Source organism: Bartonella sp. AP30XZML, from assembly GCF_042195945.1.
In the GTDB taxonomy this organism is placed as follows: Bacteria; Pseudomonadota; Alphaproteobacteria; order Rhizobiales; family Rhizobiaceae; genus Bartonella.
Genome location: NZ_JBHIPJ010000036.1, coordinates 19,402 through 36,142 on the forward strand (window position 1 = coordinate 19,402; position 16,741 = coordinate 36,142).

General features: G+C 37.3%; 11 protein-coding genes and 1 pseudogene. 3 read left to right on the forward strand and 9 right to left on the reverse strand.

Annotated elements, in window-relative coordinates; translation table 11 throughout:
• Positions 1–959 precede the first annotated feature (959 nt).
• The 6 genes from ACFIL2_RS02430 to ACFIL2_RS02455 form a co-directional block, all read right to left on the reverse strand.
• Positions 960–1,205, reverse strand: coding sequence for a DUF4170 domain-containing protein (locus ACFIL2_RS02430; RefSeq protein WP_375618600.1), 246 nt, complete (start codon positions 1,203–1,205; stop codon positions 960–962).
• Between the two features lie 46 nt (positions 1,206–1,251).
• Positions 1,252–2,058 (reverse strand): 3'(2'),5'-bisphosphate nucleotidase CysQ, encoded by an 807-nt coding sequence (locus ACFIL2_RS02435; protein WP_375618599.1) that lies wholly within the window; start codon positions 2,056–2,058, stop codon positions 1,252–1,254.
• Positions 2,045–3,376, reverse strand: a complete 1,332-nt coding sequence (locus ACFIL2_RS02440) for a TldD/PmbA family protein (RefSeq protein WP_375612375.1) — start codon at positions 3,374–3,376, stop codon at positions 2,045–2,047. The genes ACFIL2_RS02435 and ACFIL2_RS02440 overlap by 14 nt, the downstream gene beginning before the upstream one ends.
• A gap of 1,201 nt (positions 3,377–4,577) precedes the next feature.
• Positions 4,578–5,027, reverse strand: coding sequence for a hypothetical protein (locus ACFIL2_RS02445; protein ID WP_375632855.1), 450 nt, complete (start codon positions 5,025–5,027; stop codon positions 4,578–4,580).
• Positions 5,028–5,569: 542 nt separating this feature from the next.
• Complete coding sequence (rsmD, locus tag ACFIL2_RS02450) at positions 5,570–6,136, reverse strand: 16S rRNA (guanine(966)-N(2))-methyltransferase RsmD (RefSeq protein WP_375680396.1); 567 nt, start codon at positions 6,134–6,136, stop codon at positions 5,570–5,572.
• Positions 6,117–7,517 (reverse strand): pseudouridine synthase, encoded by a 1,401-nt coding sequence (locus tag ACFIL2_RS02455; protein WP_375680397.1) that lies wholly within the window; start codon positions 7,515–7,517, stop codon positions 6,117–6,119. Before ACFIL2_RS02455 ends, rsmD begins: the two co-directional genes overlap by 20 nt.
• A 269-nt stretch (positions 7,518–7,786) precedes the next feature.
• On the opposite strand from ACFIL2_RS02455, the gene ACFIL2_RS02460 reads away from it, so the two are divergent.
• A complete protein-coding gene (locus ACFIL2_RS02460; protein ID WP_375632851.1) occupies positions 7,787–8,233 on the forward strand; it encodes a nucleoside deaminase in 447 nt (148 codons plus the stop codon).
• A 645-nt stretch (positions 8,234–8,878) separates the two neighbouring features.
• Here ACFIL2_RS02460 and ACFIL2_RS02465 read toward each other — a convergent pair.
• From ACFIL2_RS02465 to ACFIL2_RS02475, 3 genes are all read right to left on the reverse strand, one after another.
• Positions 8,879–9,370: a hypothetical protein gene (locus ACFIL2_RS02465; RefSeq protein ID WP_375640696.1), complete on the reverse strand. Its 492-nt coding sequence runs from the start codon at positions 9,368–9,370 to the stop codon at positions 8,879–8,881.
• 177 nt (positions 9,371–9,547) lie between these two features.
• Positions 9,548–12,463, reverse strand: coding sequence for an isoleucine--tRNA ligase (ileS, locus tag ACFIL2_RS02470; protein WP_375640695.1), 2,916 nt, complete (start codon positions 12,461–12,463; stop codon positions 9,548–9,550).
• A gap of 248 nt (positions 12,464–12,711) precedes the next feature.
• Positions 12,712–14,442 (reverse strand): outer membrane beta-barrel protein, encoded by a 1,731-nt coding sequence (locus ACFIL2_RS02475; protein ID WP_375676910.1) that lies wholly within the window; start codon positions 14,440–14,442, stop codon positions 12,712–12,714.
• Between the two features lie 680 nt (positions 14,443–15,122).
• Here ACFIL2_RS02475 and ACFIL2_RS02480 point away from each other — a divergent pair.
• Positions 15,123–16,288 (forward strand): annotated as a pseudogene (locus tag ACFIL2_RS02480) (tyrosine-type recombinase/integrase).
• Positions 16,289–16,495: 207 nt separating this feature from the next.
• Positions 16,496–16,696 carry an AlpA family transcriptional regulator gene (locus tag ACFIL2_RS02485; protein ID WP_004860538.1) on the forward strand — a complete coding sequence of 67 codons (201 nt, stop codon included), beginning with the start codon at positions 16,496–16,498 and terminating at the stop codon, positions 16,694–16,696.
• The last annotated feature ends 45 nt before the right edge of the window (positions 16,697–16,741 follow it).

Here is a 16,741-nt window from a genome sequence, read left to right on the forward strand (position 1 = left end):
TTAGGTATTGTCAATTTTTCAAAAAATAACCCATATAGACATTACAACCTAATATAAATACAATAAATAAAATGTGTTTAAAAGAAAGTTCAATCTCTATTATTTCATTTCAATAAAATGAATATGTCAAACTAATCTTAAAAAACTTTTGAATAGTATAGAGTTCTCATTTTAAATTGTGATATAATCTCTTAAAGGTAATCCAGAAAAATCTAATCTTGTTTAATAGAGAATTTCTTAAAAGTCTTAAAGCAATTTAAATAAGAGTTTTTAAAATTTTAAATCCTCTCTTTTCAGGAGGTCGCATGACATATTATTCCTTTTAAGATTGTATATAATCAACACAAAATGATTAACTTATAGATTGTAGTTTTAAATAAGTACTCAAAAAACCCTTATGAGGTAAGTTAACTTCATAAATCTATTCAGTTTCTCTAAGTTTCTAATTTTGGTAAAGTTTCTAACGACTTTCATGGTTTCTAAACTTATAGTAATAACTCGTTGAAAAAATTCCAATAGATAAGTAACGAGTGCTAATAATCTCAACAGAGTAGTAATTGGTATCATTAATAATGCTACTCTTTTTATTAATCTTAACGCATTAGTGTCTCATACCCCATTCAAAAGCAGAGTGACTATTCACAATATAATCATAAATTTCGAGTGATAGCTGTCATGATAATATTGCTGTTGTAAATAGGTTGATAGAAACTGTCTTGCATTTTTATTAAGCGTAAAGATGGTGGTGCAATAATGGATTTTATACCTTGCAGGAACACCATTATGAAATGGGTTTAGGTGCTTTGGGAGATGTTTCTTAAAAAAACATATGAATTTTAAACAACAAGCATATTCTTTTTTACGGCATTCTATTTTACCCGAAGAACGTACCTATGAAAAGGACGACTAAACAAAAGCATGAAGCAATCTACAGGTTATAATAACCAAATATTCAAGCTTTATTCTGCATCGCCTAACTCAGCATCAAGAAACTGATGCAAATCTACAATGTAATAACGTTGTAATGCATTATCTACACTGCTTTGTGCTTTTGCCTGCCATGCTTCTTGAGCGGATTGATAATCTGAGAAAATACCAACCACATCTAAATCATCAGGATTCTTAAATTGATTACTGTTAAGATTTTTTAATTCCCCACCAAATACAAGATGTAAATATTGTTTTTTTCCTTTGGTTTCAGTCATATGTGCCTCCATATCATTTAGATTATTTTAGCGCGCTTTTACGTGATTAAACTAACTTTGTTTGACGAACAACATCTATCATATCTTGACAGCAATTATTTTTACCAGCAATTAAAAGTCCATACTGGTAAGGTTCAATTCCATAAGATAGTAAAGGGGCATCAAGCGATAAAAAACACCCTCCACACTCCTGCAAAATAAGATCAGCAGCGGCAATATCCCATTCATGACAATTTGGACGAACTAATACGATATCAATTTCATCTTGAGCAACAAGAACAATACGATAAGCAAGAGAAGGAAGATAATGATAAAGACTGACTTGATTGAGAAAATCATCTGGTAATTTTTGTGCGAGCGATTTATCAAGTGAAATTTTATATTTTCGATGAACCTCAAAGGCTAAACGAGGAAGTTTTATCCCATTTAATGTTGCCCCTCCACCCGTTACAGCTGTATAAACATCTCCTTGAGCCGGACATTGTAGAACGCCCACAATAGGACGCCCATTCTCAATAATGGCAACCGAAATACACCAATAAGGATTGCCAGAAAGAAAACCACGCGTTCCATCAATAGGATCAACAACAAAAGAGCGCTCATAATAATCTTGTTTTTCTCGATTATCTTTTGTTTCTTCTGAAATCCATCCATAATTTGGACGAGCTCCAAGAAGCCTCTCTTTCAAGAAATGATCAATAGCAAAATCTGCTTCACTAACCGGGGAATTACCTTCTTTAATCCAGACATCCAACGTGCATCCAAAATACCGCATTGCTAAATCTCCTGCCTCTCGACAAACGTCACGCAAAAGATTTAAATCAGAAGAATGATGCGTGTTATTTTCCTGCAAGTGTCATCCCTTCAATTAACAATGTTGGAGCAGCTGTACTATAACGCCGATCAATATCATTGGCAGGTGTTAAATGTGCTAACATATGAAGCAAATCAGAACCTAGCGTTACTTCACTTACCGGATAAGCAATTTCACCATTTTCAATCCAAAAACCGGAAGCTCCACGACTATACTGACCAGTAATAAAATCAATGCCATGACCGAATAATTCGGTCACATAAAATCCATTTCGCAAATCTTTTATCATATCGCAAGGCGATACTAAACCCGGTTCAATAGCAAAATTTGTACTGGTCGGCTGCACTAATGATGCCGAACGCATACCGTGTCCATTTGTTTTAAGTCCCAATTCACGTGCTGTAGATGATGAAAGAAGCCAATTTTTTAAAATACCATTTTCAATAATATTGAGTGTTTGCCCCTCTACCCCTTCTCCATCAAAAGGATGAGAAGCATTTCCACGTAATCGCAAAGGTTGATCGGTTACATTAACATTAGGCTTCATCACTTCCTTGCCTAGGAAATTCTGTAAAAGACTCGTTTTTCGAGCCACAGAGGCTCCATTGACCATAGATGCGATATGCCCTGCAATTCCACGAGCCGTACGCGGATTAAAAATAACATCAACGCTCCCAGTCGCCGCACGAACTGCCCCCAAACGTCGAACAGCACCAAGCCCTGCATTCTTTCCCACAGTTTCTGCTGCCTCTAAATCAGAAAAATGTAAGGCTGTTGTATAATCATAATCCCGCTCCATCTGTGTTCCTTCACCTGCAAGAGCACTACAAGAACGTGAAAAACAACTTGAGCGATAGGCTCCACAAAAACCATCGCTGGTCACAAGAATAAACCCACTACGGCCATAAGCTGTTGCAGCGCCACCAGAATTGCTTACACCTTTAACATCAAGAGCTGCTGCCTCCGTTTTTAAAGCATCTTCTGTTAAAAAATGACTGCTGGGTACAAAATCATCAAAAAGATCAAGATCTTTAGGATACTTAACCAAACACTCTTTATCTGCCAAACCTTCAAATAAACTATCGGGAGAAGCTTTAGCCATCGCAACAGCACGTTCCGCAAGTTCTTGCGGATAAGATCCTAAATTAGCAGAAACACTTGCTACTTTTTTTCCAACAAAAACCCTTAGAGTAAAATCATTGCTCTCTGCTGCTTCTGTCGATTCGACTTTCCCAAAACGAACTGATACACTGGTAGAATGAGCATGAACAATAACAGCATCAGCAGCATCTGCCCCAGAACGCTTTGCTGCTTCAACCAGCGAAACAGCTTTCTCAATCTGGTTTTTATCAGTCATTATAGACTCCCTAAAATATTTTATTATTTACATTGATAAGCATTCTGACAAATTTATACAAATCAAAATATAACTCTTGTGTATTGATTCATAAGATTATGCACATTCATGCATTCTTTTTCTTTTAATGCATTAAATCATTTTCCTTTTAGCTTCTTTATGAAAAGACGTAATATGCCGTATATGCCGTAAAATCTCTTTAGTTTCAAGATTTCTCATGGGCCCTTATCATTTTAGGAGCCAAATCTCCACTGACAATCAAATCAACAGAACAATTGGCAATTAACAAAAGTCTTAGCAATAACACTTGAATTTAAGCCAAAGTCCTCAAAAATTCGAAAAGCATAAAATGATCTAAATCACAGGTCTTCCTTCCTCTGGGTAGTAAAAAACTTACCTCATATCTTTCCTATAGCATTCTTTAATTTCCAAGAAAGAATCAAGAAAATGCCTTATATTTGTATACACTTCTTTGCTTCTATAAACTCTCTCATAATGAGACGGCACTCTTGTAAATGAAACAAAACTTAAACAGAGTAAAAAATATTTCCTTCCATTATGGTTTCAACAAAATGAGCAGTCATAAACTTCTTTACCCTAATGGACGTAATATCATAAAGAACTCATTTTTTATATTTAAAAGTAATCAAGAAATTATCTTGTAATCTTTCAATAAAATTAACAGTTTGATTTATACTTATAATTTATTGTTTTGTAATTTGTATAAAAAAGCCTAATAGCATAAAATTCTCTTTGTTTCGAACCTATTCATGTTGAGTCAATCACAACTATTTGCGAGCATATCATGAATAAGGGGCATATGAATGAAACCTATTTAAGAAGAAATCAAAATGCCTCTTATGAAGGTTTTAAATGCAAAAAATATTGCAACATTAGAAACAGGAAAATATTATGACGATATGGACCTACATCATAGAGAAGTAATGAACTTCTGAAACTTTCTCATTTTCAATGAAGAGAGCATCTTATAAGCTTTTATATATAAAAAAAATTCAATGAATTTCATAAGATTTTTAGCGCAAAATTAATCCCGTAAGATGCTTTGACACGATTTCAACAGCTAACTAAAACCAAATCATAGCTCATCAATTTGCTATATACTCATAACTAATTTCATTCTAACAAGGCTAAGATTTCTGCACCTTTTTTAAGGTATTAACTTCTTTATAAATGCACCCCCTTACAAGATGCTTTTGTTTTCAGTAAGAGCACGTCTACTCATTTCAATCATTGCATCGCGAAGATATAACTTAATTTTTGATCCAATAATCACTCCAAAGAAAGGAGCAAGTAAGCCATACATAATTACAGTATGACGAATTTTGTTATTGGAAGAACCAGATTTTGTTGAACAAATATATTCATGATTAAAACTCATACGTGTAAAAGGAAGTTTAGCATAATCAGAAAAACAAACATTTTTTATAACTTTATCAAGTGTAAAAGTTACTGTAGGTCCTTTTTTAGGTTTCATTTGGCCTACAGCTCCTACTTTAAAAGCACCAAAAAGTTCTACCCACTCAAGTTCGTGATCCCAAGAAGGCCATTTTGCTACGTCCTCCCATATAGCCCAAATTTGCTCAGCACTTGCTTCTGTGCTAATCTCTTCACTATATATCCATTTAAACATGATAATCTCCCCTTTTTTACAAATTCCTTATCTTTAGTGATAAAGAATAATATAAAAAAGTATCCTTAAAGCTGCACAACGATAAGATACTTAATACTCTCAGATTTACTTAATATGTAATGATTAAATTAACAAGGGATACTACTAAACTAAACACACAAATATTCAGGATAAATGAACAATATTTTCAATACTAAACAAAATATCTTTTTTAAATTTATACAATAACAAAAATAGACGTTACGCATCATATAAGATATAAATGCAGACTGCATAGCTTAAAACTTTCAACTGCTGATGAAATGTGATGATTAAGGTATAGCAGAAAAAATTAGACAAAAAAGATCATAACTATTATCGAGGAATATATATCCTATTGGAGAAAAAACATCCTTCTATAGTAAAGCTAATAAAAATTCATCAATTCCTTTAACATTAGAATCTTTTATTGATTTTCTGCTTAACCTTTTAAAAACCATATAAAATGAAGAAAACTGTGTAAAAGCATTTTTTCATCCTATCGGATAAACACAAGAACTTTCTCAAGATGTAAGCGATCGTAATTTATAGAGACGTATTGCTGTTTCACCATAAAAACGCTCATCATCTAGATAAAAGACGTCAGGTAAATGAATCATTGTATCTTTCTTTTCTTCAAGTATGAAGAGTGTATCAGCTTTTGCCCACCCTCCTCGCAAAGCTTCTACAAAAGCACGTTCACCTAAACAATGGCTATAGGGAGGATCAGCGCAGATAACATCAAATGGCAGCATTGTTCCAATATTACCAAGTTTGGTTGCATCTCGACGCAAAATCCGCCCTATTGACTGTAATTCAAAGGCTTCGATATTTTTTTGAATTACCCCACGCCCCTCAACCGAGTTTTCAACAAAAACAGCAGCCTTTGCTCCACGTGAAAGTGCTTCGATGCCTAAAGCACCAGTCCCAGCAAAAAGATCAAGAATGCGTTTATTGGTCCAAAATTGTTCTTCACGGCTAGAAAGAATATTAAAAAGGCTTTCACGTGTACGATCACTCGTTGGGCGAATCGACTGATTAACAGGCGAAAACAAAATACGCCCAGCAAATTTACCGCCTATGATCCGCACGTGGACCTCCAAATCGCTTCGAAGTTTTTGCACCGTCCCTATGTGGTTTAGATTTTTTCATAGCACCACCAAACGATTTTACCTTTTTCTTTCTCTCAAAAGAATGCTCATCATGACCACCTTTTATCATTTTCTCTTTATCCTTTAAAAAGCGATCTTTCTTACCAAAGGGATGCGTCTCTTCATAAGATATTTTGCCATGTTTTTGAACAAAACTTTCCCTCTTCTCTTTGTATGACGGATTTTCTTTTAGTTCTTCCTTGCTTCGATGAAATGATTTTCTACCATCCAAATCGCTCTTATGACCATGCGATTTCTCCTCACTATAAGAAGGCTTTCTACGTGCACTTTGCGGACGTGCACCAGGAGCCATCCAAACATTAGCACGGCGAGAACGCGGTAGAAAACGCTCTGCTTTTCCTTCTTCACTTTTCTCCTTTTTTACATTTTCATGAGATTTTGTACTTAATCGTGCGCGACTATGTTCAACAGAACCATCTCTTGAGCGACGTCGTATCACCCTTTCACTTGAGAAAACCCAACCATCATTTGCAACAGAAAGATCTTTCTGGCTTTTCTTTTCTGCAACAACTGCAGAATTTGAAAATGGCTTAAGAATAGGAGCATCAAAATCTGCATTGGCTTGCATAATCAAACGCTCTCCCAACTGATCTCGTAACATCCGCCCTTTTAACTCTTGCACAGCTCCTTCTTCTAAATCAGAGAGATGAAATGGACCATAAGATACACGTATTAATCGATTAACTGATAATCCCAATGCCCCTAAAACATTCTTTATTTCACGATTTTTTCCTTCTCGCAAAGCGACAGAAAGCCATACATTCGACCCTTGTTCGCGTTCAATTGATGCCTCAATCGAACCATAAAAAATACCATTAATCGCAATACCATTTTTAAGGTTATCCAACGCGCTCTGCTTGACTCTTCCATGAGCACGGACACGATATTTGCGGACCCACCCCGTTACAGGAAGCTCTAATACACGCGCTAAGCCACCATCATTGGTTAAAAGCAAAAGCCCTTCCGTGTTAATGTCAAGCCTTCCTACAGAAAGAACACGCGGCATTCCTTTTGGTAAATTACTAAATACTGTAGGTCTGCCTTCAGGATCACGGTTCGTGGTGACAAGACCTGCTGGCTTATGGTAAAGCCATAAACGCGTTCGTTCTATAGGAGGTAAAGGTTTGCCATCAACTTTAATAACATCAGAGCGGCTAACATTAAAAGCTGGCGTTTTCACGACTTTACCATTCACAGAAATACGACCTGAAACAATCATCATTTCTGCATCTCGACGCGAAGCAACACCAGCACGCGCTAATCTTTTAGCAATTCGTTCACTCTCATTATTTTCATTCATTTGCGTTTCAAACCAATCTTTGCAAGTATGTTCAGAAAATTATTCACATGCACCATACCGCTTATCCTGAAAAATGAAGTAGCATAATCATTTATCATTTTCTATCCTTTAACGACAATAATGTATCTGTTGACTTGCAAGTTTGTTTTAAACTCTTAAAAAAATAGAGGTATTCTTTTCATTATAAAAGCGTAATAAATTATTCATTCCATAGCATTCCTTATCGAGATAACCTTTAGATTTTCTATACCTTCAGTAGAAAGAATATTATGACCTTGACGCCCATGGAAATAGCCCTTTTAGAAGCGCAAGAGGCTGCAAAAAAAGATGAAGTTCCCGTAGGTGCTATCATTACACGTGGAAAAGCTATCATTGCACGCGCTGGTAACTTTATAAAATCTGCATATGACCCTACAGGACACGCAGAAATACGCGCAATCCGTATGGCTTGCGAAACATTGCAAAGCGAAAGGCTTCCTGATTGCGATCTTTATGTAACACTTGAACCTTGTGCTATGTGTGCCGCTGCCATTTCATTTGCACGCATACGACGTCTCTATTATGCAACAAATGATCCCAAAGGAGGTGCTATAGAAAATGGCCCACGTTTTTATCAGCAAACAACCTGCCATCACAAACCTGAAATTTATTCTGGTTTCAAAGAAAAAGAAGCAGCTCAATTACTTAAAGACTTTTTTGTACAAAAGCGATACTAAAAATAATTCTTCTTCCATAACTTTCACTCTTTAACAACTATCCTACTTCTCAAAAAAGACTGTTAATTCTTCTGATATATATAGCAAAAGCTATTTCGAAGCATTTTTTCTCTCTTTTAATTCTGCATATTGTTTCTATTAGATGATACATTCATTCAAAAGAATAATTCATTATTTTGTATATAAAATATAAAGTCCAAAATATCATAGATATACTCTCATTTCAAATTACATTGAAACAGTAAAAATCTCTTTCTTGCACATCATAAGCGGAATTATCGTCTGGATAAAGAACGTTTTAGAAAAGACTAAAAATGTCTCTTATGAAAGCTCTCAAATGCAAGAATTATCGCAACATTGGAGTCTGTAAAATGAAATGATGGTATCCACTTTCTCCTTCCTAAGCATAAAGTATTGGAGCACAATAGATTTTACGTTATACTATCCACATGAGCAATGTTGTAAAATGAGCTTGAGAAATGTTTCGTGTTAAGGAAACGCATAAGGACTCTCTCGATGCTGTTGTCATATTGCTATTTCATGAGAATACCCCCTCCTACAGCAGCATTATAACTGCGCGCGAATGAGAGCTTGGTATCATAAGTAATTGGAAAAATACTTTACTTTAAATGTTTTGTCTTTTCCCTATCGACCAATAGGTGCGGTTTTTGCCGGTTGGCGATAACTTAAAGGTGGTTCAGTGAGATAGCGACGGTATTTTGAACTTCCAACTTGTGCTCTCTGACGACGTAAATATTCTTGTCGTTGCTTCGCATTCAACTGTGAAGGATTTTCTGAACCAACGCCATTAACTGACGATCCTTTGTGAGGAAAAGGTGTATTTCCTTGATGCTTCTTCGATGCTGCCATTTCATTGACAGATCTATCTTGTTGTGGTACCGGCAAAAATCTGCGTGAACTAGGGCTTGGTATTACAAGTTTTGGATGAGGTTTCATAACAATCTGGCTGCTGTTATTTGTTGGTGTTAATGAAGTGATATTAGCAACATCTTCAAAAAACTGTATTGAAACTGGTTTATTGGTACCATAGGTAGGAGCGGATAAATTGCATCCCGTTAAAACAAAGCACATCCCTAAAATTCCTATTGGAAATATTTTTATTTCATGTTTTCTCACTGCCTATTCCATTTCCTAGGTGTATGGCTGATTAATATTCCCGTTATTTATGAGAGAACGGTCCATACACAAATTTCCCCCCTGCAGATAAAACAACGGAATTTTTTTCGTACCACAAAAAACTATATTCATCAATATGAGAAATTTACTTGCATTTCTTTCCTTTGATCTAAAACTTTAAATCTTGCCAAGAATCTGCAATTCCCGCAAAGCAGCTGCATCACGAGCAGATACATCCGGATAAACTGGATCACTTCCAACATCTTGTGTATAACGCCATGATCGAGCACATTTTTTTCCTAATGCCTTCTCTGGATATACACCAACACCTTCAACATCATTCAAAGTAAAAGCATCAGAAGGTATTGTGTCCTGCGTAATTGTGAGTGCACTGGTAATACAGATCTCCGCCATATCCACATTTTCTAATGCCTCTCGTAAAACCAGATTGGAAATAAAAACAATAGGCGCAGCTTCCAAAGAGGATCCAATACGCTTATTAGCACGTTCAAGCTCTAAAGCACCTGTCACAACTTTACGGACCTGCCGAATTTTTTTCCAACGCTCAGCCAAAGATTGGTTTTGCCATTCTTCTGGTACAGAGCGAAATTGTTCCAAATGCACCGATTGGCTTTCTGGGTAACGCTCTAACCAAGCTTCCTCCATAGTAAAAGGTAACATTGGAGCAAGCCATGTTACCATACGCTCAAAAATCTCACGGACAACCTGCAAGGAGGCCTTGCGTTTTTTTGATGAAGGCGCATCACAATAAAGAGAATCCTTGCGGATATCAAAATAAAATGCCGATAACTCAATGATTGAAAAATCCAATAATGCACGCATAATCTTTTTAAAATCAAATTCATCGTAAGCGCGATTAATCAACTGATCAAGTTCAAAAAGCCTATGCAATATAAATTTTTCAAGATCCGGCAGTGCACCATAAGATACTTCTTCTCCATCATCATGTGCTAAAGTTCCTAGCATCCAACGAATTGCATTGCGTAGTTTACGATATGAATCCACATTTGTTTGAAGTATTTTTTTGCCTAAACGCTGATCTTCCCAATAATCGGTTGTCATAACCCAGAGACGAAAAATATCAGCTCCAGATGTTTTAATGATCTCTTGCGGAACAACCGTATTGCCTAAAGATTTAGACATTTTCTTACCATTCTCATCCAAAGTAAAACCGTGTGTGATCACGGACTTATAGGGAGAACGAGCACGCGTACCACAGCTTTCCAAAAGAGAAGATTGGAACCATCCGCGATGTTGATCTGAACCTTCAAAATAAACATCAGCAGGCCATTTCAAATCAGCCCGATCTTCTAACACAAAGCTATGGCTTGCTCCAGAATCAAACCAAACATCCAAAATATCATAAACCTGTACCCAAGGCTCATGTGCACGCTCACCTAAAAAACGTTCACGTGCTCCTTCAGCAAACCATGCATCTGCCCCTTCTGCTTCAAAAGCCCGTAAAATACGCTCGTTCACACCTTCATCTTTTAGAATAACACCATCCTCATTCGCAAAAATACAAATAGGAACACCCCAAGAACGCTGACGAGAAAGAACCCAATCAGGACGATCTTCTATCATAGAAGCTAGGCGGTTTTGTCCAGAAGACGGCACAAAACGCGTTTTTGAAACAGCTTCCAAAGCCCGACTACGTAAAGTTGAACCATCCCCAAAATCTTTATCCATTGAAATAAACCATTGTGGTGTATTGCGAAAAATAACGGGTTTTTTTGAACGCCAACTGTGGGGATAGGAATGCTTTAAACGCCCCCGTGCAAACAATCGATCTGCTTTAATTAAAGCGTTAATGACCTCTTTATTGGCATCACCCATTTTTCCATTATCATCAATAACACGTGCAGGTCCTCCTTCACGATCTGGTCCTAAACCTGGAACATCTTTCGTATAGAACCCTGCATCATCAACAGGAAACGGTATAGATGAATCAATCCCCGCTTGCTCCAGTAAGGACTTATAATCATTCCAAATTTCAAAGTCCTCACGCCCATGGCTTGGTGCTGTATGGACAAAACCTGTACCAGCACTCTCTGTTACGTGCGAACCATCAAGCAATGGAATTTTAAAGTTATACCACCCAGCCAAACCTTTGAGTGGATGAGAAAGAACAAGAGCTTTCAACTCTTCAGAAGAAATAACACGCAAACGCTTCAAAACAAGTTTGGCTTTTTCTCCACAACTCATCGCTAAAGCGTCTGCAAAGAGAAGCTTTTCTCCCACTTGAGGACCAAAATCATTTTCAGCACTTTCAACTTCGTAAATACTATAAGAAATTTGCGAAGAATAACTCACTGCACGATTGCTTGGAATTGTCCACGGTGTTGTTGTCCAAATGACGACATAAGCACCATATAAATCATCAGAATTTGCTTCAAAGACAGGAAACTTAACCCAAAGCACCTCTGATTCATGATCATGATATTCAATCTCAGCCTCTGCCAAAGCCGTACGCTCTACAACAGACCACATCACCGGCTTGGAACCACGATAAATCTGATCTAACATAGCAAATTTTATCAATTCACTGGCAATGTGTGCTTCTGCATGAAAAGCCATTGTAGTATAAGGCGTGTTAAAATCTCCCACGACACCAAGGCGTTTAAATTCTTCACTTTGGACGGTTACCCAATGCTGTGCAAATTCACGGCATTCTTTACGAAACTCGTTAAGAGGTACCTCATCCTTATTTTTTCCTTGTGCTCGATATTTTTCTTCAATTTTCCATTCAATTGGAAGCCCATGGCAATCCCAACCAGGTACATAATTTGCATTAAAACCGCGCATTTGGAATGAACGGACAACCACATCCTTTAGAACTTTGTTTAAAGCATGCCCAATATGAATATGACCATTTGCATAAGGTGGACCATCATGAAGAATATAAAATGGACGATGTTTTGCTTGTTGGCGCAATTGCGCATAAAGCCCCATATCTTCCCAACGCGCCATCAATTCAAGCTCTTTTTGCGGAAGCCCTGCACGCATAGGAAAATTTGTCTGTGGGAGATAAAGGGTTTTTGAATAATCTATTGTTTCATTTTTCACAGTCATTGTGAAATATTCCTGTCCACTTTTACGATTTCATTTTTGCATAACTTCCCTGAACCCTGCAACTCTGGTTTTTATCTATAGGGAAAGCCGAGCTTATCATTCGTATTAAGCAGCGATCAGGAAAATATATCATCACACTCTATGGGCTTTATCATGAAATTCATAAGAAAAGAAATCAAAAATTGATCTTTTAAAAAATAAAGGCTCCACTAATAGTGGAGCCTTTTAGAAATTTACTCTTTTAAAAATTAGAATTTATAAGCTACACCAACACGGAAATCATTGGTTTTGTAGTTAACTTCAAGTTTTTCCTTTGCAAATTTCTTTTTACCAAAATCAGAGTAACGATATTCTGCACGTACAATCACATTATCCAAAACCGAGAAATCAACGCCACCACCAAGTGTGTAACCAATCATGGTTTTTGTTTCATCAGATAAGTTCTTAGAAGAAACGACTCTTCCATCCTCATCCTTAACGGATATTGATACAGTGTCTTGGAACTGCCCATAAGCAATACCGCCAGCAAGATAAGGCATAAAGCGATCAGCAGCAAAACCAATACGTACCCGTGTAGCACCACCCCAATTTTGTTTGAAAGTATGATTTAAAGTTTCAACTTCATCCTCTTGATCAAGACCAAGTTCAGAAACCAGCTTTTTCATTTGTTCTATACCATATGTACTGGAATCGTTCTTATCCACCGCTTGTGCACTTTGTGCACCGTGTCCAGCCATATTCTGTCCACCATGAGAACGAGAAGCATATGGATTAGCACCATTCGGATGAGCACCAGAGCTACGCCCACCTGCATGAGGTGCACCATGCGAATTAGCATTTCCGCTACCATGGGAAGAACTATGATGACCTCCGTTTTGGGCTCCGCTTGTTCCATTGGAATATTTTGCTGACTCAGAGGTTGACCCTGATCTCGCGAGTACAAGTGATCCGCTCGGTACTGTTTTTTCTACTGCTGATGGTTGTGATGCAGGTTGTACCGATGTGGGTGCTTTTGCTGCTGGCTGACTTGCGCCTAATACTGTTGATGAGGCAGAGGATACTGGTGCTTTTTCAGCCGTTTTTGCAGATCCTGCTTCTGCAGATTTTGCAGGTGCACTTGTTCCACTTGACCCTACTCCTGCTGTTTGATTTCCTGCTGTTGATTTTACCAATGAGGACGATGATGACTTCCCTGCTACTCCTGCCCCTGTGCCAATAGCTGTTGGTTTAGATGTAACTGGATTTGATCCATTTCCTCCTACTGCTACCGATGGCTGTCTTGTATCTGATCTTGCCAATAATCCCGATGATGCTTGCACTGATCTTCCCTCTGTCTGTGGGGAGATTTTTTTAGATGGAACAGTTTGTGTGCTGCCCTCTGCTGGCGTTGGCGTTCCTCTTACTTCTGATCTCGTCACTTGTTTGGAGGTTTCTGTTTCTGCAGCAGGTTTTGTTGATGTAGTTCCTACATCTGCTACTTTTGGTGCAGGTTGTTCTGAAGCAGCTGTTTGTGTTGTCTTTCCTGTTGGTGTTCCTGTTGTGGTTACAACTTCTGCGGATCTGCGGGATCTTACGACTGCATTTTCTACTGTAGTGTTATCAGCCGCACCTATGGTAATGGTCTTTGTGTGTTTTTTTCCAGATATCATTAAATCCGTATCGATGCCAAAAATAAAGTTATCACCGAGATCAATATTAGAACCTGCATAAAAACCACCTACAAAACCTGAAAGTTTAGGAGAGAACTCTTTATCCAGTGGTAAACTCTTTTCTTGACCAACAAGAGCCACATCAGCCTTGCTTGAAAAACCACCAGCTTGGACACCTAAATAAAGACCTGTCCATGAAAAAGTAGGTGCAACAATGGTAGAAGTAGTCGATGATGCTGGCTGATGAGGAATCATAACATCAGCAGCTAGTGCTGTAGACGCTGAAATTAAAGAAAAAATAGACGCTGTTATTAAACGTTTTGTATTCATAAAATCTCTCCAAATATCCAAAATGAAATTCATATAGAGCATCTTTTCTGAAATATCTGTAGCAAAAATGACACACTCACAAAAAAATAAAGATTTTTTGAAAATAAGGCTTCTTAAACTTTTAATTTTGCATTCAATGAAAATTTGTAAACTAAATCACTCTAGAATTATGTGTCTTAAAGTTGGATTCATTTTCATTAAATTTTTGCATAACTGTTAATGATAATATTCTTTATAAATTTCTTTTTACCGAAATCTGAATAACCGTATTCTGCATGCAATAAACTATCATCTGTTATTGCAAAATCAATGCCTGTGCAAACAGTGAAATCAAATGTTGCCTTTTTTAAAACCAAGCGCCATCAAAGTTTCATCTATTATCAGCATGATCTACTTTTGGTGCTTTAGCGATAGTATTTTGTATCTAAAATTAAGAAAACAAAGAACTTATTCAAACACTTGCAAAAAGACTTTTAGATTCTTTGCATAAGCATCTTCATCACGCCACATCACTTTGATTTATAATGATAACTTATTGTTTTCATATTGAATGAAAAAACTAATACTGTAGGATTCTATCATTTAAAATCTGTTCCATGTTGTATTAATCAAAATCATTCGCTTGCACGTCAAAAGCGGGATAAATGTGTGGATCAAATTTGTATAAGAAAGGACTAAAAATGGCTCTTATGAACCGTCTTAATGCAAGGTCTGTCGCAACATTGGGGGCTGGCAAATATAATGATGGTGCCGGCTTGTTACTTCATAAGCGTAAAGATGGTGGTGCTCAATGGATTTTACGGTATACCCTTCACGAACGTCGTCGTGAAATGGGATTGGGTGCCTTAAGACATGTCTCTTTAAAACAAGCCCGTGAATTGGCAACTAGGTGGCGTGCTGTTTTACGTGAGGGGCGTGACCCTATTAAAGAACGCAACAAACAAAAGCGTGAGGCAATGCGCAATCTCCATTACTTAAAAGATATTGCTTTAGATGCTTTTGAAAGCCGTAAAGCTGAATTAAAAAATGATGGCAAGGCTTGTAATTGGTTTTTACATTTACGCCTCCATATTCTCCCCAAATTAGGCTGTCTGCCCGTTTCAGAGATTACACAAACAGAGATACGTGATACCCTTGCCCCTATTTTGCATACAAAAGCTAGAACTGCTCGAACAGCATTGATGCGTCTTAATCTTTGTCTCAAACATGCGGCTGCCTTGGGTTTGGACGTTGATTTACAGGCAACATAAAAAGCACGCGCTCTCTTAGGAAAGCAACTCCATAAAGTTATTAATAGACCAGCCATGGATTGGAGAGAAGTGCCGGCTTTTTATCAGACGCTTTGTAAAACAACAACCATAACATATCTGGCATTACGTTTGCTTATCCTTACAGGGGTTCGTAGCAATCCTTTGCGTCATATTCATAAAGATCAAATTGATGGGGATATATGGACCATACCTGCTGAAAATATGAAAGGCAAGCGTGATACAACAAAAGAATTTCGCGTGCCTTTATCAACTGAAGCATTAGACATTTTAAAACAAGCACGATTGCTTTCTCGTAATGATTTCTTTTTTCTGCTAAAGGTCGCGGTCCCCTCGCTGAACGTTGTATGTCACACTATATGCAACAAACTGGTCTTGATGCCTGCCCGCATGGTTTTCGCTCTAGTTTACGCGATTGGCTTGCTGAAACAACCGATGCCCCCTATGAAGTTGCTGAAACCATTCTAAGTCATACAGTAGGAGGGTAAGTAGAGCGCTCCTATCGTCGCACTGACTATCTAGAACAGCGCCGTGTTTATATGGATAAATGGGCGGCTTATGTCACGGGTCAATCTTAAGATATGGGGTGAATAACCCCATATCTGTGGATAACTTTCTCTCTCTTTTCTCTCATTCTTTCTCAATAAGAGTCATGAACGATCACATCAGAAAAACTATGATAAAATATTGTTTTCTATAAATACAATACCTTCAAAAATGAACCAAAATGTGGTTAATAAATAGTTATATTTTGTTTTCTTTTTTTATAGTGAAAGGATTTTAGAATGACAGAAAATGATATTCTTTTAACAGACCGTGAAAGTGCAAAATTGCTTCATATGAGTGTCTCAACTTTCCGCCGTCATGTTACCAATGGCTCTCTCCCAAAACCTTTAAAATTTGGTTTTTTATCGCGTTGGTTACAATCAGATCTTATCAATGTCATCGAGCAAGCAAAACAGCAACGTTATAACGACGCGGCATAAAAAGAAAACCTTGTCACGTAAGGACGGACAAGGCTTTCTCAAACT